At 54.2% G+C, this 20,992-nt stretch carries 19 protein-coding genes; 10 read left to right on the forward strand and 9 right to left on the reverse strand.

Annotated features, from left to right (window positions below; translation table 11 throughout):
* Positions 1-22: 22 nt before the first annotated feature.
* From prmA to coq7, 7 genes are all read left to right on the forward strand, one after another.
* Positions 23-904, forward strand: a complete 882-nt coding sequence (prmA, locus tag ACJJI5_RS21585) for a 50S ribosomal protein L11 methyltransferase (RefSeq protein WP_445355132.1) — start codon at positions 23-25, stop codon at positions 902-904.
* Positions 905-979: 75 nt separating this feature from the next.
* Positions 980-2,215, forward strand: a complete 1,236-nt coding sequence (locus ACJJI5_RS21590; protein WP_445355133.1) for a DUF3426 domain-containing protein — start codon at positions 980-982, stop codon at positions 2,213-2,215.
* 205 nt (positions 2,216-2,420) lie between these two features.
* On the forward strand, positions 2,421-3,413 hold the full coding sequence (gene dusB / locus ACJJI5_RS21595) for a tRNA dihydrouridine synthase DusB (protein ID WP_444892695.1): 993 nt from the start codon (positions 2,421-2,423) through the stop codon (positions 3,411-3,413).
* A complete protein-coding gene (gene fis / locus ACJJI5_RS21600; RefSeq protein ID WP_020411495.1) occupies positions 3,410-3,718 on the forward strand; it encodes a DNA-binding transcriptional regulator Fis in 309 nt (102 codons plus the stop codon). Before dusB ends, fis begins: the two co-directional genes overlap by 4 nt.
* Positions 3,719-3,861: 143 nt before the next feature.
* Positions 3,862-5,433 (forward strand): bifunctional phosphoribosylaminoimidazolecarboxamide formyltransferase/IMP cyclohydrolase, encoded by a 1,572-nt coding sequence (gene purH, locus ACJJI5_RS21605; protein ID WP_445355134.1) that lies wholly within the window; start codon positions 3,862-3,864, stop codon positions 5,431-5,433.
* Between the two features lie 191 nt (positions 5,434-5,624).
* The gene (gene purD, locus ACJJI5_RS21610; protein WP_413664253.1) at positions 5,625-6,929 is read left to right on the forward strand and encodes a phosphoribosylamine--glycine ligase; all 1,305 of its coding nucleotides are present in this window, start codon (positions 5,625-5,627) and stop codon (positions 6,927-6,929) included.
* 56 nt (positions 6,930-6,985) lie between these two features.
* Positions 6,986-7,630: a 2-polyprenyl-3-methyl-6-methoxy-1,4-benzoquinone monooxygenase gene (gene coq7, locus ACJJI5_RS21615; protein WP_108731610.1), complete on the forward strand. Its 645-nt coding sequence runs from the start codon at positions 6,986-6,988 to the stop codon at positions 7,628-7,630.
* Between the two features lie 84 nt (positions 7,631-7,714).
* Here the strand turns inward: coq7 and ACJJI5_RS21620 are convergent, their stop codons facing one another.
* Entirely contained in the window at positions 7,715-8,122 is a 408-nt protein-coding gene (locus ACJJI5_RS21620) for an OsmC family protein (RefSeq protein WP_282934442.1), read from the reverse strand.
* A 301-nt stretch (positions 8,123-8,423) separates the two neighbouring features.
* Here ACJJI5_RS21620 and crp point away from each other — a divergent pair, with 301 nt between their 5' ends.
* A complete protein-coding gene (gene crp / locus ACJJI5_RS21625; RefSeq protein WP_051089460.1) occupies positions 8,424-9,074 on the forward strand; it encodes a cAMP-activated global transcriptional regulator CRP in 651 nt (216 codons plus the stop codon).
* Between the two features lie 78 nt (positions 9,075-9,152).
* Here crp and trpC read toward each other — a convergent pair whose 3' ends face one another.
* From trpC to ACJJI5_RS21665, 8 genes are all read right to left on the reverse strand, one after another.
* On the reverse strand, positions 9,153-9,950 hold the full coding sequence (gene trpC / locus ACJJI5_RS21630) for an indole-3-glycerol phosphate synthase TrpC (RefSeq protein ID WP_445356334.1): 798 nt from the start codon (positions 9,948-9,950) through the stop codon (positions 9,153-9,155).
* Entirely contained in the window at positions 9,944-10,993 is a 1,050-nt protein-coding gene (gene trpD / locus ACJJI5_RS21635) for an anthranilate phosphoribosyltransferase (protein WP_444914853.1), read from the reverse strand. Before trpD ends, trpC begins: the two co-directional genes overlap by 7 nt.
* Positions 10,994-11,066: 73 nt before the next feature.
* Positions 11,067-11,645, reverse strand: coding sequence for an anthranilate synthase component II (locus ACJJI5_RS21640; RefSeq protein WP_108731605.1), 579 nt, complete (start codon positions 11,643-11,645; stop codon positions 11,067-11,069).
* Positions 11,642-12,505 carry an ion transporter gene (locus ACJJI5_RS21645; RefSeq protein ID WP_445355135.1) on the reverse strand — a complete coding sequence of 288 codons (864 nt, stop codon included), beginning with the start codon at positions 12,503-12,505 and terminating at the stop codon, positions 11,642-11,644. Before ACJJI5_RS21645 ends, ACJJI5_RS21640 begins: the two co-directional genes overlap by 4 nt.
* Positions 12,492-14,003, reverse strand: coding sequence for an anthranilate synthase component I (gene trpE / locus ACJJI5_RS21650; RefSeq protein ID WP_445355136.1), 1,512 nt, complete (start codon positions 14,001-14,003; stop codon positions 12,492-12,494). Before trpE ends, ACJJI5_RS21645 begins: the two co-directional genes overlap by 14 nt.
* Before the next feature lie 231 nt (positions 14,004-14,234).
* Entirely contained in the window at positions 14,235-14,897 is a 663-nt protein-coding gene (gene rpe, locus ACJJI5_RS21655; protein WP_444892691.1) for a ribulose-phosphate 3-epimerase, read from the reverse strand.
* 19 nt (positions 14,898-14,916) lie between these two features.
* The gene (locus ACJJI5_RS21660; protein WP_444895316.1) at positions 14,917-15,624 is read right to left on the reverse strand and encodes a nucleotidyltransferase family protein; all 708 of its coding nucleotides are present in this window, start codon (positions 15,622-15,624) and stop codon (positions 14,917-14,919) included.
* A gap of 38 nt (positions 15,625-15,662) precedes the next feature.
* Positions 15,663-16,736: an aminoglycoside phosphotransferase family protein gene (locus tag ACJJI5_RS21665; RefSeq protein ID WP_445355137.1), complete on the reverse strand. Its 1,074-nt coding sequence runs from the start codon at positions 16,734-16,736 to the stop codon at positions 15,663-15,665.
* Between the two features lie 296 nt (positions 16,737-17,032).
* On the opposite strand from ACJJI5_RS21665, the gene ACJJI5_RS21670 reads away from it, so the two are divergent.
* Together ACJJI5_RS21670 and ACJJI5_RS21675 are read left to right on the forward strand one after the other, a co-directional pair.
* Positions 17,033-19,642, forward strand: coding sequence for an LPS-assembly protein LptD (locus ACJJI5_RS21670; RefSeq protein WP_445355138.1), 2,610 nt, complete (start codon positions 17,033-17,035; stop codon positions 19,640-19,642).
* Complete coding sequence (locus ACJJI5_RS21675) at positions 19,642-20,982, forward strand: peptidylprolyl isomerase (RefSeq protein WP_445356335.1); 1,341 nt, start codon at positions 19,642-19,644, stop codon at positions 20,980-20,982. The genes ACJJI5_RS21670 and ACJJI5_RS21675 overlap by 1 nt, the downstream gene beginning before the upstream one ends.
* Positions 20,983-20,992: the final 10 nt, after the last annotated feature.

Here is a 20,992-nt window from a genome sequence, read left to right on the forward strand (position 1 = left end):
CTATAACAATTCCGGAATAATTATGCCCTGGCTACAACTCCGCGTGGACACCGACCGTGATCACGCGGAAAAAATTGAAGACGCACTGCTTTTTGCCGGTGCCGTATCTGTCACCCTGCAAGACAACGCTGACCAACCGATCCTTGAGCCCGGGCTCGGAGAGGTGCCCCTTTGGGAGCAAACACGGGTTACCGGGTTGTTCGATGCGGAAGTGGACACCTCGGTTACCGAGGCAAAAGCAGCTTCCTTCCTATGCGAAATGTTGCCCAATGCCCGCTGGGAGCAACTTGAGGACAAGGATTGGGAGCGAGAGTGGATGACCCACTACAAACCCATCCAGTGCGGCCCCAATTTATGGATCTGCCCCAGCTGGTGTGAGCCTCCACAGCCGGACGCCGTGAACCTGCTGCTCGATCCGGGCCTTGCCTTCGGCACTGGCACGCACCCAACTACTTTCCTATGCCTGCAATGGTTGGCACAGCAGGAACTCGCAGGTAAGAGTGCCATCGACTTCGGTTGCGGCTCGGGCATTCTGGGGATTAGCGCACTACTACTGGGAGCAGAGCGAGTTCTCGGTACCGATATCGATCCCCAGGCATTGATCGCCAGTCGCGACAATGCCCAGCGCAACGGCATAGACCCCGAGCGTTTCCCGGTCTACCTGCCAGAGCAAATGCCGAGCGAAGCCGCCGATGTCATGTTGGCCAATATCCTCGCCGGTCCCCTGGTAGAACTCGCCCCTCAATTGATACAACTCACTCAATTGGGCGGAAAAATCTGCCTGTCCGGCATCCTCAGTTCCCAGGCAGAGCAGGTGAAAAATGCTTACAGCGAATGGATTGAGTTCGATTCTGACGGCGAACACGAGGGATGGGTCAGACTGACAGGCAAGCGGGTGCGCTAAATGCGCTCCCGAGCACTACGCGGGACCCCTTTGGGCTGATAAACTTGGCTGCTAAATAAACTGCGCTCTAGTCGAATGTCTCAACTGGTAACCCGCTGCCCTCATTGCAGCACATCATTTCATATTAATGACCAGCAACTGCGCGCTGCCCGCGGCGCCGTTCGCTGTGGGTCTTGCCTGCAGGTGTTTCGCGCAGACGAAAATATCGTTTTCTCAGAAAGTGATAGCGAGAGCCGCAATGATTTGGAAGCTTTGCTGGAAGACGATGACTTCCTGATTCACGACGATATCGAGCTCGACGAGGACGAACCCGCCACCCCGCCATCTCCACCAGCTGTGGATCAAACTGCCGGTCGGGAGAGTGCAACCAATGAGAGTGCACCTGACAGCGCGCCCAAATCTGAACCAAAAGAATATAGTGCAGCAGCGCAGGAATTAATTGGTGACGCCTTTGGCGACCATGAGTGGCAGGAGCTGGAAGCATCTCACACTGAAGAGGAAGCGGAACCCGAAGAGGACCTGGATAAAATCCTCAAGCCGGACTGGGAAGAACTTCCTGATTTTGATTCTGACCCTTCGCCTGAGTACAACGGCCAACCTGAAGTACCGGAGTTTGAAACTTCTAGCTCCCTCGCTGAGGAACCATCCTGGGACAACAATGAGCCTGCGGTATCAACCGAGTCTGTAGATACACCTCCCCCCACTGAGGAAAGCCGCCAGGAGCCTTACTTCGGTGGCGAATCTACCACTGCTGAAGAGCCCCAGCGGGAGCAATTGATCTCAGCTATCCAGCCCGCGCCTGTGGAGATGTCGTGGGGAGTCCCCAAAAAGAAACGCACAGCCTCTCCCTGGCTGTGGCGTGCATTGATTCCCCTATCGATCCTCGGCATAGTAATTCAGGTTGCATACTTCCAGTTCGATAGCCTCAGCCGCAAACAGCCCTGGCGGGACTTCTATGCTGCCGCCTGCCCACTATTCGGCTGCACCTTACCCCAACTAAAAGATACCCGGGCGATCCAGGCCACAAACTTAATGGTGCGCACCCACCCGCAGCTGCAGGGCGCCCTGGTAGTGGATGCAGTGCTGCTAAATACCGCCCCTTACGCGCAACCCTTCCCCAACCTGTTGCTGAACTTCAGCGACCTGAAGGACAAGGCTGTGGCCAGTCGCCGGTTTACCCCGGACGAGTACTTACAGGGGGAGTTGGCCGGACGCAAACTAATGCCCCAGGACAGCCCCATTCATATCGCAATTGAGGTGGTTGACCCCGGTGCAGAAGCGGTAAACTACGAGCTGAACATCACTCACTAAGCGCACACAAGTACCCCGGCCAAGTTTTTAGCAAAGGGGGTTTGGCGCCATAAACAACCAAACCTGCGCATTCAGCAGGCTAAATGGACAGTGTTCGATCAAATTGCCCGCTTTTTCGCTTTGCCATTAACGGGCCAGCCGCTATCATAGGCGGCTGTTTTGCCGGGGCACAGATTGCCCTTCCTACAGCCCAAATGGAGCTACCGTGTCTACTGCCATTGGCCCCTATATTATCGACAACCCGGTAATTCTGGCGCCCATGGCCGGTGTCACCGACCGCCCCTTCCGCCAGCTGTGCCGAGAACTCGGCGCCGGATTGGTGGTTTCGGAGATGGTGACCTCGGACACTCGCCTGTGGAACAGCCGCAAGTCCCGCTTGCGCCTGGATCACGGTGGCGAAGCGGCGCCCATATCGGTGCAGATCGCCGGCGGTGATCCTGAGATGATGGCGGAAGCCGCTCGGGAGAATGCTCGTCGCGGCGCGCAAATCATCGATATTAATATGGGTTGCCCGGCAAAAAAGGTGTGTAAGAAAGCAGCGGGCTCCGCCCTGCTGCGGGATGAAAAGCTGGTAGCGGATATTCTTCAAGCCGTGGTCCAGTCTGTTTCCGTCCCGGTGACGCTGAAGATCCGCACCGGCTGGTGCCCGGATTCCCGCAATGGCGTCACTGTAGCCAAAATGGCCGAGGATTCCGGGATCGCTGCACTGGCGGTTCACGGTCGCACTCGCGCCTGTGGCTACCACGGACAGGCTGAATTCGATACCATTGCCGAAATTGTATCCAGGGTAAAAATCCCAGTTTTTGCCAATGGCGACATCTGCAGTGCTGAGAGAGCCCGAGAGGTGCTCGATTACACTGGCGCATCGGCGGTCATGATTGGCCGTGCAGCACAGGGACGACCATGGATTTTTCGGGAAATAGCCCACTATCTCGCCACTGGCGAGCGGCTACCCGAACCGACATTGGATGAAGTCAGGAATATTTTGCTCGCCCATTTGGGCGAACTACACCGATTCTACGGTGAGGTGATGGGGGTCCGTATCGCTCGCAAACATGTGGGCTGGTACTTGAAGACGCTCGCGGATAGCGAGTCCTTCCGCAAGACCTTTTTCCAAATAGAGAGTGCAGAAGTACAACATGCCAGCGTTCACGAGTGGTTTGAACGCCGAATAACGAGAGGGGCACAAGCGGCATGAACAACGAAGTATTAATTCCGGATACTGGCAATGAAGAAGTATCCTCCAGGGGACAGACTCAACTGGCACAGCCACAGCAGCAGTCCCTGCGCGATGCCGTCGAGCACGCAATGGAGAACTACTTCCGCCACCTGGATGGCCAGATGGTAACCGATGTCTACGACATGGTGCTGTCGGAGATCGAAGCGCCCATGCTCGAAGTGGTGATGAAATACACCCGCCACAACCAGACCCGCGCCGCGCAATTACTGGGTCTCAACCGTGGCACCTTGCGCAAGAAGCTGAAGCGCTACGGCCTGCTGTAAGCTTCCCACCGAGCGAAATTTTGAAGGGGGATGAGGTAACTCATCCCCCTTCGCTATTTTCCCGGCAGCGTTTTTGTTGCCACAGTGGACAACCGCTAAAACCCTTTAAACATCCTTTTCGAAAACCAATTGGATCAAGTGCAATGACAGACAAGGTTTCCATCCGCCGCGCTCTAATTAGTGTCTCTGACAAGAGTGGCATTGTAGAGTTCGCTCAACAGCTCTCCGCAATGGGGGTTGAGATTCTTTCCACCGGCGGAACCCACCGCCAGCTCAAGGAAGCGGGTATTCCCGTGGTAGAAGTTTCCGACTACACCGGCTTCCCCGAAATGATGGACGGCCGTGTCAAAACTCTGCACCCGAAAGTACACGGTGGCATTCTGGGGCGCCGTGGTACCGATGATGCCATCATGGGCGAGCACGGTATCACCCCGATCGATATGGTGGTGGTTAACCTCTACCCCTTCGCTCAAACCGTTGCCAAGCCCGACTGTTCCCTCGAAGACGCTATCGAGAATATCGATATCGGAGGCCCTACCATGGTTCGCGCTGCCGCCAAGAACCACAAAGATGTCACTATCGTGGTCAATGCCAGCGATTACGGCAATATCATCGAGGAGATGAAAGCTAACGATGGTGCCCTGAGCCACGCCAGCCGCTTTGATCTGGCGGTAAAAGCCTTCGAACACACTGCGGGCTACGACGGCGCTATTGCCAATTACCTGGGCGCCATTAAAGGCGAAGAAAAGCAGCTGTTCCCGCGCACTTACAACAGCCAATTTATCAAGAAACTGGATCTGCGCTACGGTGAGAACCCGCACCAGAAATCCGCTTTCTATACCGAAGCCAACCCAGCTGAGGCCAGTATTTCCACTGCCACCCAGCTGCAGGGCAAAGAGCTGTCCTACAACAATATCGCCGATACCGATGCCGCGCTGGAGTGTGTGAAATCCTTCGAACAACCCGCTTGCGTGATCGTAAAACACGCCAATCCCTGCGGTGTGGCGATTGCTGAAGATATTCACAAAGCCTACGACCTGGCCTTCGCTACCGACAGCGAATCTGCCTTTGGCGGTATCATCGCCTTTAACCGAGAGCTGGACGGCACCACTGCCCGCGCTATCGTCGAGCGACAGTTTGTTGAAGTCATCATCGCACCGTCAGTCTCCGAAGAGGCCAAACAGGCCGTTGCCGAGAAGAAGAACCTGCGCCTTCTGGTATGCGGCCAGTGGAGCAGCGAGCGCGCCCCGGAACTGGACTACAAGCGCGTTAATGGCGGCCTGCTGGTTCAGGGCCGCGACGACGGCCTGATCACCGCTGCCGACCTGAAAGTAGTCTCCAAGCGCCAGCCCACTGAAGAAGAAATCCGCGATCTGCTGTTTACCTGGAAAGTGGCCAAGTTCGTAAAATCCAATGCCATCGTATACGGCAAAGACGGTCGCACTGTGGGCGTAGGCGCAGGCCAGATGAGCCGCGTAAACTCCGCGCGTATCGCCGCGATCAAGGCCGAGCACGCCGGCCTCGCCGTTGCAGAATCCGTTATGGCTTCCGATGCCTTCTTCCCCTTCCGCGACGGCATCGATAATGCTGCCGCTGTAGGAATCCAGGCGGTCATCCAGCCCGGCGGCTCCATGCGCGATGAAGAAGTGATCGCCGCAGCGGACGAGCACAATATGGCCATGGTATTTACCGGTATGCGCCACTTCCGCCACTAAGATTGTACGCCCGCAAATGCTCACTGCTGCGGGCTATGATCAACGGGCTGGGAAGTATCGATACTTCCCAGCCCGCACAAATCATTTGAATCCAGGGGCGAGACTCAGGCCCCAGAATCAATTCCACGTTAAACTAGCACACCTATAACCTGTGCAATGGACCGGATCGGTCGACTTAGGGGGATTTAAGAATGAACGTATTGGTTATCGGATCAGGTGGCCGCGAGCACGCTCTGGCGTGGAAAGCAGCGCAAAACCCAAATGTCGGCACCGTCTATGTTGCCCCAGGCAACGCCGGCACTGCCCGCGAACCCAAGCTGGAAAATATCGCGATCGGTGTGGATAACTTCGCCGCCCTGGCAGATTTCGCCGAAGAAAACGGCGTAGAACTAACTATTGTCGGCCCGGAAGCACCGCTGGTAGAGGGCGTTGTCGATTTCTTTAATGCCCGTGGCCTCGCCATTTTTGGCCCCAGCAAAGGCGCCTCCCAACTGGAGGGCTCCAAAGCCTTTACCAAGGACTTTCTCGAGCGCCACAAAATCCCCACCGCTGCCTACCGCAATTTCACCGAAGTGGAGCCGGCGGTTGCCTACATTCGCGAGCGCGGCGCGCCCATCGTGGTTAAAGCCGACGGCTTGGCTGCGGGCAAGGGTGTAATCGTTGCCGAAACCGAAGAGCAGGCTGAGCTCGCTGTACGCGATATGCTGTCTGGAAACGCCTTTGGTGAAGCCGGCTGCCGCGTGGTTATCGAGGAGTTCCTCCAGGGTGAGGAAGCGAGCTTTATCGTGATGGTGGATGGTGAAAACATCCTGCCGATGGCCACCAGCCAGGATCACAAGCGCGTTGGCGATGGTGATACCGGCCCCAATACGGGCGGTATGGGTGCCTACTCCCCGGCACCGGTGGTGACCGACACCATTTACCAGCGCATTATGCAAGAGGTTATCGAGCCCACAGTTAAAGGCCTGGCCTCTGAGGGTACGCCCTACACCGGTTTCCTCTACGCCGGCCTGATGATCGACAGCGACGGTACTCCGAAGGTTATCGAGTACAACTGCCGCTTTGGCGATCCGGAAACCCAGCCAATTATGATTCGCCTGAAATCAGACCTGGTCGACCTGTGCATGGCTGCTCTGGACAAGAAGCTGGACACTGTCACTGCTGAGTGGGACCCCCGCCCAGCCCTGGGTGTGGTACTTGCCGCGCACGGCTATCCCGGCAGCTACCGCAAGGGCGACGCCATCAGCGGCCTGGACAAAGCAGACGGTGACAACGCCAAGGTCTTCCACGCCGGTACCGCACTGGATGGTGAGCGCGTAGTCACTAATGGTGGCCGGGTGTTGTGCGCCACAGCATTAGGGGATACCGTCGCTGAAGCTCAGGAAAATGCCTATGAATCAGCTCGGGCTATCTACTGGGACGGTGTATTCTTCCGGAAAGATATCGGCTACCGCGCTGTCGAAAGAGAAAAGGTTTCTGCAGAGCAGCAGGACTAACAGCTGGCATCGGCGGCCGCTCATCAACGGTCGCCTTCCACAGGGAGCAGAAGACTATGAGTAAACGCAGCCTCAGCGGACTCGACCGCCTGTTAATTCAAGCGGATCGGGCTCTGCGCACCCTGAGTCCCGGCGAACCCTGCCACGGCCGGGCATCCCCGGCCAAGGGTGAAGCCGAGACAGACCTCACCGACAGCGAACGCAAACACGCCGCTGGCCTTATGCGGGTCAACCATAGCGGTGAAGTCTGCGCCCAGGCGCTCTACCAGGGCCAGGCCCTGACCGCCAAGCTGCCCGAGGTGCGGGGGGAAATGGAGCGCGCTGCCGATGAGGAGATCGACCATCTGGCCTGGTGTGAACAGCGCTTGAAGGAATTGGACAGCCGCCCCAGCCTACTCAACCCACTGTGGTACGGCATGTCCTTTGGGCTCGGCGCCGCCGCCGGGAAAATCAGCGACCGAATCAGCCTCGGTTTTGTGGCCGCTACGGAAGACCAGGTGTGTAAACATCTTGAGAGCCACCTCGAAAAGCTTCCCGCCGACGACAAGAGAAGCCGTGCGGTAGTGGAACAGATGTTAATTGACGAAGACGAGCACGCCCACGCTGCACTGGCCGCCGGTGGTGCCCGCTTCCCCGCTCCGGTAAAAGGAGTGATGTCTCTGGTATCTAAAGTGATGACCTCGGCCAGTTATAAAATCTGACCGTTACTCTTCACTCACTAAAACGACTTGGATTTTAGGGAGGTTACGCCCAGTATCCTCCTTCCCTTCCCGGCTAATTTTCCTTCAAGCTTCTTCAACGCTGTAGCTGTGCACAATCTCGACACCCGCATTGCGCAACATGATGGAGCCTGAGCAGTATTTCTCTGCGGAGAGTTCCACTGCACGGGCAACATGGGATTCCTTCAATCCGCGACCGCGCACTACAAACTTCATTTCAATTCGCTCAAACGGCGATGGGGTTGTATCTGGGCGCACACCTTCCAGTTCACAATGACAGGAAATAATGTCTTGTCTCGCCTTCTGTAAAATACTCACCACATCGTAAGCCGCGCAGCCACCGACGCCCAGCAAAATCATTTCCATCGGGCGCACACCATTATTTGTGCGGCCGCCTTCCATCACTACCGAATTACCACTGCCGGCTTCACCGACGAAGGTTAAATCATTTACCCAGGTTACTTTCCCCTGCATCACTCCACTCCCATTAAAACTTCAGCGGCGAAGCTTAGCATATTGGCGAAGTCTATCCCGGCACCTGTATGTTTCCGGTATAGTGTCTGGTACGCCTCCGCGCGAAAGCCGAATGACGCATGATCAAATGCTTTTTCTATGAACGCATCGTGGTTTATGAAGTCCAAGCGACCCAGTGCCATAGTGTCACAGGTCACACTGCGGAACTTTGCCGCGGTCAGCCCCTGTTGGGGATTTTGTTTTCGCGCGATAATTCAATAGTGCTCAGCTGCTAAAGCCGGGATAGAGCACAAGACAAAAAATGAGGAATAAATCCGTGACGGTTGCTATCGAAGACCCCATGACTATCGGCAATATTGAAGACTTTCTGGCCCACTGCCACCGGCGTCGCTACCCGGCCAAGAGCACAATTATCTATGCTGGCGACCGCTGTGAATCCCTTTATTTCATTATGCGCGGTTCCGTTACAGTTCTGATTGAGGACGATGAAGGCCGCGAGATGATCGTTGCCTACCTCAACGACGGAGACTTTTTCGGTGAGATGGGCCTGTTCGATCAGGACACCCGCAGTGCCTGGGTCCGCACCAAAACCGAGTGTGAGGTGGCAGAAATCTCCTACACCAAGTTCCAAGAACTCACTCGCCAGCACCCAGAGTTTCTTTTCGCCCTGGCCACCCAAATGGCAGGCCGCCTGCGCAACACCACGCGCAAAGTTGGCGATCTTGCCTTCCTGGATGTTACCGGACGTGTCGCTCGCACCCTGCTCGACCTCTGCAATGAGCCGGATGCAATGACTCACCCCGAGGGCATGCAAATAAAAATCACCCGCCAGGAAATTGGCCGTATCGTCGGCTGCTCCCGGGAAATGGTGGGCCGCGTATTAAAAACCCTGGAAGAACAGGGCCTGGTTTCCGTTAAAGGTAAAACCATGGTGGTGTACGGTACCCGCTAGTAACCGAATAAATACACCGCATAAAAAAAGGGCGATTTTTATATCGCCCTTTTTTATTTCTACTACTGGAGTAAGCGGTCAGTTAAACATCTCCATCAGTTTCCTGCCCGGCTCCTCCTCCCGCATAAAGGCCTCTCCCACCAGGAAAGCATTGACGTTATGACCGCGCATCGCCGCAACATCATCTGTGGTATGAATACCACTTTCCGTGACCACAAGACGGTCATCGGGGATCAAGTCCAGTAACTTAAAGGTATTTTCCAGCTGTACATCGAAAGTGTGCAGATTGCGATTATTGATACCGATTAAGCGGTTAGGTAATGTCAGGGCCCTCTCCAATTCCTTGTGGTTATGCACTTCCACCAAGACATCCAAACCCAACTCCAAAGCGAGCCCGTTGAGATCCGCCATTTGTGGATCTTCCAGGCAGGCTGCAATCAGCAAAATACAGTCGGCCCCAATCGCGCGAGCTTCATAGATTTGGTAGGGATCAACGGTAAAGTCCTTGCGCAGCACCGGTAGGCGTACGGCATCTCGGGCCTGCTGCAAGTAATTATCTGCGCCCTGAAAAAAGTCCACATCGGTTAGTACTGACAGACAAGCCGCGCCACCTTTTTCATAGCTGGTAGCAATTTCTGCAGGAAGGAAATCCTCGCGAATCACGCCTTTACTGGGAGAGGCTTTTTTAATTTCGGCAATTACTGCAGCCTCACCAGTGGAAATCTTGCGATCCACTGCACCGACAAAGCCTCTCGCCGGTTCCTGATCCCGGGCGCGAAGGCGAACTTCGTCGGTGGAGCACTCAGCCTTGCGCTCAGCAACCTCTTGCCACTTGCGCTCGACAATTGTTTTTAAAATGGTCGGTGTACTCACGATTGAATTTCCTCTGGGCGAAACGCACTGGTAAACGCGGCAAGATCGTTAATTTTCTCTCCGGCGAGACCGCTGTCGATAGCATCTTGTGCCATAGCCACACCTTGCTCTGCAGAGTGCGCAACGCCGCTGACATAAATTGCCAGGCCTGCGTTAAGCGCAATAATATCCGCGGCTTTTTGCCCCGCCTCAGTATTGCGCTTACCCAGCGCATCGCGAATCAGGGCCAGGGAGTCCTCGGAACCAGAAACACTAAGATCAGAGAGGTCACGGCGCAGCAAACCAAAGTCTTCAGGCTTGAGGGTATATTCCTGCAAGGCACCATCCTTTAATTCCACAGCAAAGGTATCCGCAGCAATACTGGCTTCATCGAGCCCATCATCACTATGTAAAACCAGCACATGCTCTGAACCGAGCTTTTGCAAAACCTCAGCCAACAGGCGGCAGTAGCGCTTGTCATACACACCGATTACTTTTCGCTTTACCCCCGCCGGATTTGTCATCGGCCCGAGTAAATTGAAGATGGTACGCAGTCCCAGCGCCTTGCGCGATGGGCCAACGTGGCGCATCGCATTGTGAAAGCTGGGCGCAAACATAAAGCCAATACCGATAGTCTCTACGCATCGCGCCATCTGCGAGGGACTCAATTCCAAAAATACGCCGGCGTGCTCAAGCAGGTCCGCAGAACCACTACTGGACGACACCGAGCGATTGCCATGCTTGGCTACCTTAGCTCCGGCGGCAGCTGCCACAAAGCTGCTCGCACTGGACACGTTAAACAGATTGGCGCCATCACCGCCGGTGCCGACAATATCAACCGTGTTTTCCAGATCGAGCTCAACCTTTACCGCCAGCTCACGCATGGTTTCCACAGCGCCGACAATTTCATCGACTGTCTCCCCGCGAATGCGCAGTGCGATAAGGAGTGCGCCTATCTGAGACTCCAGCGCTTCGCCACACATAATCTGGCCCACGGTTTCGCGCATTTCTTCACGAGTAAGGTGTTCGCCATCCACCAGTTTGGCAATGGCCTGTTGAATATTCATTTTTCCCCCTTTGCCCAGCTCTGGTTATTGATTCTGGCGGGGCCTGCCCGCCGCGCACTTATTCTTCCGGCCCTCAAGACTCGATAAAGTTTCTCAACATATCGTGACCGTGCATGGTGAGAATCGACTCAGGATGAAATTGCACCCCTTCTACCGCTAATTCCCTGTGCTTCACGCCCATGATCTCGTCAATTTCACCATCCTCTGTCTCAGTCCAGGCGGTGATCTCCAGGCATTCCGGTAAACTGCTTTTCTCCACTACCAGTGAGTGATAGCGAGTCGCCTCAAACGGGTTGGACAAACCGTGGAACACCCCCAAATTGTTGTGCACTATAGGAGATGTTTTGCCGTGCATAACCTGCCGGGCACGAACTACCCTGCCACCGAAGACCTGGCCAATACTCTGGTGCCCCAGACAAATACCCAAAATAGGGATACTGCCGGCAAAACGGCGAATGGTATCGAGCGAAATACCCGCCTCATTGGGGGTACAGGGACCCGGCGAAATCACAATTTTCTCTGGCGCCATTGCCTCGATTTCATCCAGGGTAATTTCGTCGTTGCGTTTTACCATCACTTTTGCACCCAGCTCTTCCAGGTACTGCACTACATTCCAGGTAAAGGAGTCGTAGTTATCGATCATTAAAATCATTGTGCGGCCCCCTTAGCCTCTGGTTGATAAGTGGATTCTTCCATTCTTTTTTGCAGGCGTGCGAGAGAGGCCTGGGTTGCGCGGAGTTCGCGCAGGATTTCGGTCTGGCTTGGAGGCAGACACATTTCATCCATTCGTCGCAATTTGGCCTCTTCCAGGTTATTCAAGACTACACCGATAAAGAGGTTAATCATTACGAACGCCCCCATGACCACAAAGCTGACGAAGTAAAGCCAGGCCCAAGGCATCGAATCCATCGCTGTATACATAATATCCGTCCAGTCCTCAAAGGTGACTATGCGGAATAAACTCAAAAATGCGATGGGTAAAGTGCGCCAGTGAGTTGGATCAATATCGTGAAATAGGAAATAGCCCGCTACACCATAGATATAGAAAATGATGCTCATCAACAAAGCAATGTGCATCATGCTTGGCAAACTGCGCAAAAGCGTGTCCACCAGTGTGCGGAGTTCCGGGAATGCAGACACCAGCCGCAAAACCCTTAATACCCGCACCAAGCGCGCCAGGGTAGCTAGCGGCCCTGTAGCAGGAATCAAACTCAGTGCAATAATAGTAAAATCAAAGCAATTCCAACCACTGGCAAAGTAACGCCAGGGACGGGCCCCATGGGCAAAAATTTTAACCAGCGCCTCAATAACAAATGAGGCGAGAATCAGTTGATTAATAGCGCCCAGCAGCGTACCAAAGCGCTCCATCACCCAAGTGGAAGTCTCCAACCCAACAGCGACGGCATTGAGCAGAATCATTCCGATAATGATTTGGTTAAATAACGGCGCTGCGACGACTCGCTCGCAGCGTTCAGCCAGGGTCAACTTTTGAGAAATACTAACTTCGCTCATCTTGCTCGATCTTTAAAGGGTCACTACTCTTGGCCAGCGCCATACCGGCAGCGCGGAAAAGCGCTCGGGCCTTATTCATTGTTTCATTCCACTCTGACTGTGGATCGGAGTCCGCCACCAGGCCAGCTCCCGCCTGCACATATAGTCGGTCATCCTTGATAACTGCTGTACGAATGGCGATAGCGGTATCCATATTGCCATTCCAAGCCAGGTAGCCAACCGCCCCACCGTAAATGCCACGCTTTTCTGGCTCCAGCTCATCGATAATTTCCATAGCGCGTATCTTGGGGGCGCCCGACAGGGTACCGGCCGGCAGTGCCGCGCGCAGAGCATCCATGGCGGTGAGGCCCGGCTTTAACTGGCCGACAACATTGGAGGTGATATGCATCACGTGGGAATAGCGCTCGACAAACATTTGGTCGGTGACTTTAACACTGCCAGTATCAGCCACCCTGCCGATATCATTGCGCCCCAGGTCAATCAGCATCAGATGTTCAGCGAGTTCTTTGGGATCTGCCAACAGCTCTTCCTCCAGGGCAAGATCCTCCTCCTCAGTGGCTCCCCGATGGCGAGTTCCCGCCAGAGGTCGCACAGTCATTTCCCCCTCTTCTAAATGCACCAAAATTTCTGGGCTGGAGCCCACCACATGGTGATCACCCAGATCGAGGAAATACATATACGGCGAAGGGTTCAAACTGCGTAAAGCACGGTAAAAATTGAGTGGCGGCGCATCGAAAGGCGCAGACAGGCGCTGGGAGGGCACCACCTGCATCACATCACCGGCAAGCACGTACTCTTTAACCCGGTCTACTGCGCGCTTAAAGTTGTCCTCGCCAAAGTGGGATTGGAATTCGCTCTCATCAATGCCGCGCCCATGCAAATCGAGGGGCACAGTATCCGGTAGCGGTTGCGCTAACTGGCCAACCAATTGGTCCAGGCGCTGCTGGGCTTTTTCATAGGCTGCTTCTTCAGCGGTATTTGCGTGGACAATCAGAATTACCGCACCGGCAAGATTGTCAAAAACCACCAATTCATCGCTGACCATCAACAGGATATCCGGGTTACCCAGGGTATCCGGCGGAGTACTGGCGGCCAGACGCGGTTCGATATAGCGCACGCAGTCATAGCCAAAATAGCCCACCAGCCCGCCGTTAAAACGGGGCAGATCCGCTAATTCAGGTACCTGATAGCGCTGCTGAAACTGTTCAACAAACTCCAGAGGGTCGGCGGCGCTGTGGCTCTCTACAACCTCACCATCAGTTTCCACGATGATGTCAGTGCCCTTAACCCTGAGCAAAGTCCGCGCAGGTAAACCAATAATGGAATAGCGCCCCCATTTCTCCCCGCCCTGAACCGATTCCAGCAAATAGCTGTAACGGCCTCCGGCCAGTTTCAAATAGGTGGACAGTGGCGTTTCAATATCCGCCAGTACGCGCCTTACCAGGGGGATACGGTTATAACCCTCAGACGCAAGTTGAGCGTATTCAGTAGGGGTCATGGAGACTCCGATCAATTTTTCATTCTTTATGATTGGCGCCAGAGTATAAGCAGCGCCCACGGGAAAGGTGCCTCAATCGCCAAACTCGATTGGGCCTCAGCAGGTCAGTGGCGCCATCGCCAACTGTTTGTCAGGGAGAAAGAGTGGTTCACGGAAATTCCCTCAGTGCAGGCGCACAAGTTAACAAATCCCGTCTATGGCGGGCAAGAGATTGCCCGCCAGTTTTGTAAATTAAGCCAAACTCTTACGCATAGCTGCAATCACTTCAGCGTAGTCCGGAGTATTGAATATGGCAGACCCAGCGACAAAGGTATCTGCTCCAGCTGCAGCAATTTCGGCAATATTGTCGCGATTAACACCGCCGTCGATCTCAAGGCGAATATCAAACCCAGACTCATCAATCAACTTGCGGGCTTCTTTTAACTTGGTCAGGGTATTGGGGATAAACTTCTGCCCACCAAAGCCCGGGTTCACCGACATCAGCAGGATCATATCCAGCTTATCCATTACATATTTGGCCGCATCGAGGCCACTGGCTGGATTGAACACCAGCCCGGCTTTACAGCCGAGACTGCGGATCAATTGTAGGGAGCGGTCCGGGTGACGAGAGGCTTCTGGGTGGAACGTAATATAGGTAGCTCCGGCATCGGCGAACATGCGAATCATTTCATCCACCGGCTCCACCATCAGGTGCACATCAATCGGAGCCTCAACACCGTGTTTGCGCAGGGCCTGGCATACCATAGGGCCAATCGTGAGATTTGGCACATAGTGATTGTCCATCACATCAAAATGCACCCAGTCCGCTCCGGCTGCCAACACATTGTCCACTTCCTCACCCAAACGTGCGAAATCTGCGGAGAGAATAGAGGGGGCGATCTTGTAATCTGACATCAAAATATCCTTTGGTAACTCAACTTTCGCCAGTCAGTCGGCGATCTAAATTTTCCAGGCGCTCGGGGGTTCCCACATCGCACCAGTCCCCCTCATAGAGTTCAGCTTGTAGCTTATCCTCATTAAAGGTGAACACTTCCCCAAGCCCAAAGCATTCGCGACGCTTAGGGTATTCAGTTAGGGTTTCAGCTCGCAGCCAGCTAATACCCGCAAAGGTATAGCGGGGCTTGGCTGTACCCGACAGCAAGCCACCTTCTATGCCAAAATCTCCATCGGGGTTATGGGGAGGATTGGGAACCATCAAAAGACGCCCAGGGCAAGACTCCGGCAGCGGCCTCTCGATCCATTGCGACAGGTCATAGTCACACCAGACATCACCATTAACCACCAAAAACGATGAATCGCCGATCAGTGGCAGCGCCTTGAGAATCCCGCCGGCAGTTTCCAGTGGCTCCTCCTCATGCTCCACAGAATAATGAATATCCAACCCCCAGCGGGAACCAGAACCAAGCTGTTGACGAATTTTGGGTCCTAAGTAGCCCAGGTTAATCACGACCTTTTGCACACCAATAGCTGCCAAGCGCTCAATTGCATATTCAATCAGGGGCTTACCGGCAATCGGTAACAGAGGCTTTGGAGTTTGGTCAGTCAGTGGGCGCATACGGCGCCCAAAACCTGCTGCCAATACCATGGCAGTCAAAGGGGAATTCTCTTTGGGTTTGCTCATTAAATTAATCTGTACAGTTTTCGTACGGCCTACTTCGGCTAGTCACCGGCACAGCGGTAATCGCTGTACCAGGGCAAAGGCTCTATCTGCGGCAGTAGGGTGCCGCTGAACCAATCAGTAAACGGCTCCAGCTCTGGGTAGCGCTCAGCGGTTTCCAAAACATAGCGAATCACCAGCGGCAGGTGCTGCAAGTATCCCTGCTTTCCATCACGCAGACTGAGGCGCGGGAACAGACCCAGCACTTTAATATGACGCTGTAACCCCATCCAGTCGAACCAACGAAGATAAAGTTGTGGGTCCACAGGTTGCATAACACCCGCCGCTTCTGCGGTCGCGACGTAAGCCAGCACCCAGCGCTCTACCCGCTCGCGGGGCCAACGGATATAGCAATCTTTGAGCAGAGACACCAGATCGTAGGTGGCGGGCCCCCACACTGCGTCTTGAAAATCGACAATCCCCGGCCTTTCCCCGTCACGGATCATCAGGTTGCGACTGTGGTAATCCCGGTGAACAATAGTGTGAGGCTGTTCCTCCGCACTGTTAAGCAACAATTCAAAGGTTTGCTCCAGCAGCTTTTCTTCCCGCTCTGAAAGCTGGTAGCCAAGTAGCTCTCGCACCAGCCACTCAGGCATAACCTGCATTTCCTTAAGAAGTAGTTCCCGACTATAAGCTGGGAATAATTGTTCCTCAAAAGGGATTTGCTGCAGGCACAAAAGTTCACTCATTACCTCTGCGTAGAGTCCCTCAACACTGTCGCTGTTGAGCACGCTATATAACTGGGTATCCCCCAAATCTTCCAGCAGCAGGTACCCCTCCGCGGTGTCTGCAGCAATCACCATCGGAGTATGGGTACCGTTGCGGCGCAAGTAATCAGCCAGAGCCACAAAGCGGGCGGGGTTAGTCAATTGGGGAGGAGTATCTACCGCTATCAGTGACGGCTCGGTTAGAGTGCGAAAATAACGGCGAAATCCAGCATCTCCCGCCAGGCTCGATAAATCAGCCGGAGCCTCCATACCCAGGGCCACGCCAACCCACTCACTCAAGGCATTGCGTCTGGGATCGGAGTCGATCTCGCACCCTTGCTCAACTTCACTGCTCGATCTTAGGCTCATCTTATATTCCAACTGTTTCTAGCTGCATTTTAACCCCGAGCCTCTCTGCGTCCAGAGACGCCATCACTATTTATTGGTGCCCCTACTTTGCCTCAGCTAAAAAAAGAACACGAGTTCCAGGTAATTTGCGTTTCAAAGCTGAGCCTCTAGCTGTAACATTACGACTTCAGTACGGCTATTAACCACATCTACATTCAAGTAGAATCGGACGATGATTTTGCGCGCCCCGGCTCGAAAGCTGTCGCACGTATCCATCGATAAAGAAACACTAAAAGATAGCTGGAACATATCGTTTGATGCTTGAAGTCTCCCGGTGGCGTCGCCTCGCTCTGGCGATTGCTAATAACTCCCAAGCCCGCTCCATCGCTCTCGGCCTGATCGCTGCTCAACCTCTGTGGGCGCAAGCCAATCAGGGCGAGCCGTATCCTGATCCCGACTACAACCCCTATTTGTACTTGGACTGGTTGCCCCGCTCTGAGCTAACCCCGGAGGAGTTAGCCAATCTACCGGCGGTGTGCTCTGGTGCCTTTGTAGCCCCTCCGCGCAACTATCCCGGTTCTGATCTGCCCCCTGGGGAGGCTCCACTGAGAGCCACTGCTGAGAAATCCCAGTGGCTGGAAGATGGTTCAGCCGAGCTGAGCGGGAATGTACATATTACCCAGGGTTACCGGCAGCTCTTTGCCGACCAGGTCAAACTGAATCGCCCAGAAAATATCGCCACTTTAGATGGCGCCATTGAGCTTCGGGAACCCGGTTTACTGATCCGTGGTTCCTCCGCCGAAGTCCATACCGAAAGCGAAGCGGCCTCTATTGAGGATGCTACCTATGTGGTGCATGATGCTTTTATTCATGGGGATGCCGAGCTAGTTGCACGTCAAACCAGTGGTGAGCTAACCCTGACAGAGGGCACATATACCCGCTGTGAGCCCGGGCGTGAGTTCTGGCAACTCACGGGCCGCGAGATCAATATTGATGAAGTAGAAAGCCAGGGGACTGCGCGGGATGTGCGCCTGAAGATTCTGGATGTACCTGTCTTATACCTGCCGTATTTCCGCTTTCCAGTGGGCGATGCGCGCATGTCCGGCTTCCTGTTTCCCACACTCAGCAACAGCGACAAGAATGGCTGGGACCTCGCCATTCCCTACTACTGGAATATTGCCCCGCAGATGGACGCCACCATTTCCCCGCGTTACATCCAATATCGCGGAGCGGGATTAGAGGTTGAGTTCAGGCACCTGGCAGAAATGTTTAGTACTGAAATCCGTCTAGCCGATCTCCCCAACGACGATGGCGGCAATAATGACCTTGCCCAGGACCTGATTGATGAGGGTTTCCCTGAGGACCTGGTTCTCCCCTATAAAGGCGAAGACCGCTGGCTGATCAGTTTGGAGCAGCAAGGGGGGTACAGCGGCAGTGTCTGGCGTACCGATATCGACTATACCAAGGTCAGCGATCCAGATTATTTCCGCGATTTGAGTACGGCCAACCTAGACATCAATGCGGAAACCCGTGTTAGCCAGAAAGTTCAGGGGCTACTGCGCAGCGAGCACTGGCGAGCAACACTGCGTACCCAGGACTATCAAGTACTGGAAAATGACGCCTTCGATACCTTTGCCCAATACCCCCGTTTGGATATAGACGGGGATTACCGCTGGGATGACTGGCTGTTGACTATGCAGAACGAAGTCACCAGCTGGGATCACAGTGACACACAAACCATAAGGTTTATTGAAGACACCGATGACCCCGACAGTGTCACTACTCGGACACGAGACTTTATCACTGCAGATCGGCTGCGCCTCGACTATGAATTCTACTGGGATAAAGAGTGGCTCTGGGGATATTTTAAGCCGGGAATAGCTGGTCGCTATCTCACTTACAGCGTGAGTGACCTGTTTCTACCCGAGGATGCCGACGATACCCCCGATGCGGCTGCAGCCCAGTTTATTCTGGATACTGGGCTCTACTTTGAGCGCGATAGCCACCTATTTAACCGCGACTTTATCCAGACACTGGAACCTCGGTTATTTACCCTGATTAGCAGCAATGCCGATCAAAGTGATTTCTTTGATATCAGCGGTCGTGCTAACGAAGTCGATCCTGAAATTAGGATAGACCCTGACAGTAACAACCTACTGTACGACACCTCACTTTACACTTTCAGTTACGACCAGTTATTCCGGGATAGCCGCTTTACTGGAAATGACCGGATCGACGATGCAGATAGACTTGCCCTAGGCCTGACAACTCGCTTTCTAGATCCAGTCAGTGGCCGGGACCTCTTCTCAGCCAGTGTCGGACAGGTCTACTACTCCAGTGACAGGCAAATTGGCCGCACTGCTTACATTGAGGATACCCAACGGTCAGAACTGGCTGCACGAATCGAAAGTCGCCCTTTCGAATCCCTGCGTTTGGGGACTGAGCTGGTCTATGAAGATAGTGAGCACAATATTAATCGCGGTAATTTCAGCCTGCGCTATCTTGACGACGACTACCGCATCTTTAATTTCAGCTATTACTACGAGCGTCCAGACTCAACGGATGACGAGGATGAGGACGAAGATGAAGATGAAACCGTGAGTCAACTAAATGCCTCAACAGTCCTCCCACTTGGTACTCATACCTCACTCATGGCTGGTGCCAGCTATGATCTTACTTTAAATCGGGAACTGGAATACCTGGCAGGAATCGAATATGACGACTGCTGCTACCGTACCCGACTGGTGTGGCGACGCACACTGGACAATGATCTCGCAGGGGTTGTATCTGCTGAAGACCTTGAGTACGACGAAGGTATTTATCTCGAAGTCGAACTCAAAGGATTAGCAGGCTTTGGTTCAACCGTGACAGAAATGCTGACCCAGGGGATTGCCAACTTTGATCAGAGAGAAGAGCTGAAACAGTGATGAGAATAATTAAGAAATTCGTACCGAAACTGGGCCTGGCACCCGTACTGGCAGCTGGCGCTCTGATCGCCGCCACTGCTACGGCACAAGTCAGAAACCTTGACCGGGTAGTTGCTGTTGTTGATGACGATGTTGTAATGGCCAGTGAACTGACCCAGCGCATGAATACCATCGCCAGCCAAATCCAAGCACAGCAGGTGCAGGCTCCTCCAGTGGATGTTTTGCGCCGCCAGGTTCTCGAACAACTCATTATCGAGCGTTTGCAACTGCAGATGGCCTCTCGCGCAGGTGTTACCGTTTCTGAATCGGAGTTGGACCAAGCTATCGCCCGTGTCCAACAAAATGCCGGAGTCAGCCCCGAAGAATTCCGCCAGCGGCTGCTCGCTGACGGTATGAGCATGAAGAGCTTTCGTCAGCAGATTCGCCAAGAGCTGATGATTCGCCGGGTCGAGCAAGGCAGCGTTAACCGCCGGATCCAGATTACCGATCAAGATATCGATAACTTCCTACGCTCCAAGGAGGGGGAGTTTTGGAAGTCCCCTCAATTTGAGCTAGGCCATATTCTGATCCCCGTAAGTTCCAGTGCCCCCAGCAGCGAAGTTACCCAGGCACGGGAAAAGGCTGAAGACCTAGCTCAGCAGGCCAAAGACGGCGCTGACTTCCGCCGCCTGGCGATCGCAAACTCTGCAGGCCAAAATGCACTTACCGGCGGTGACCTAGGTTGGCGCAAAACCGTCGAGCTTCCCACTCTTTTTGCCGATGCCCTTACCGACTTAAAAGCCGGTGATGTTACCGAGCCTTTCCGCAGTGATGCCGGCTTTCACCTGTTAAAGATTCACGCGCAGAAAGGCGCCAGCGAGCAGTTGGTGGAACAGACAAAAGTTCGCCATATCCTGCTTAAGCCATCCGCTATTCTTACCGATGACCAAGCTTACAATAAGCTGATTGAGCTGCGTGAAGAGGCCATGGCCAGCGATAACTTTAGCGAACTCGCGCGCGAGAACTCAGAGGATATAGGTTCTATGCTATCCGGTGGCGATCTTGGCTGGTCTATGCCCGGACAGTTTGTGCCAGAGTTTACCCAGGCTATGGATGCAACTGAGATTGGCAGCATTAGCCTGCCTTTCCGCAGCCAGTTCGGCTGGCATATCCTGCAGGTTGAAGATCGGCGCAAACAGGATATGACCGACAAATATATCCGCAATCAGGCAGCCAATTTGCTGCGCAACCGCCGCTATGAAGAAGAACTGCAAAACTGGCGCCGTGAGATTCGCGACCAGGCATACGTTGAGATCAAATTGCCGGACTCTGAGACCACCGAGGACTCAGGTAACCAATAGTAAGCCGCTT

This window comes from Microbulbifer maximicatervae (SeqCode) (assembly GCF_052467955.1).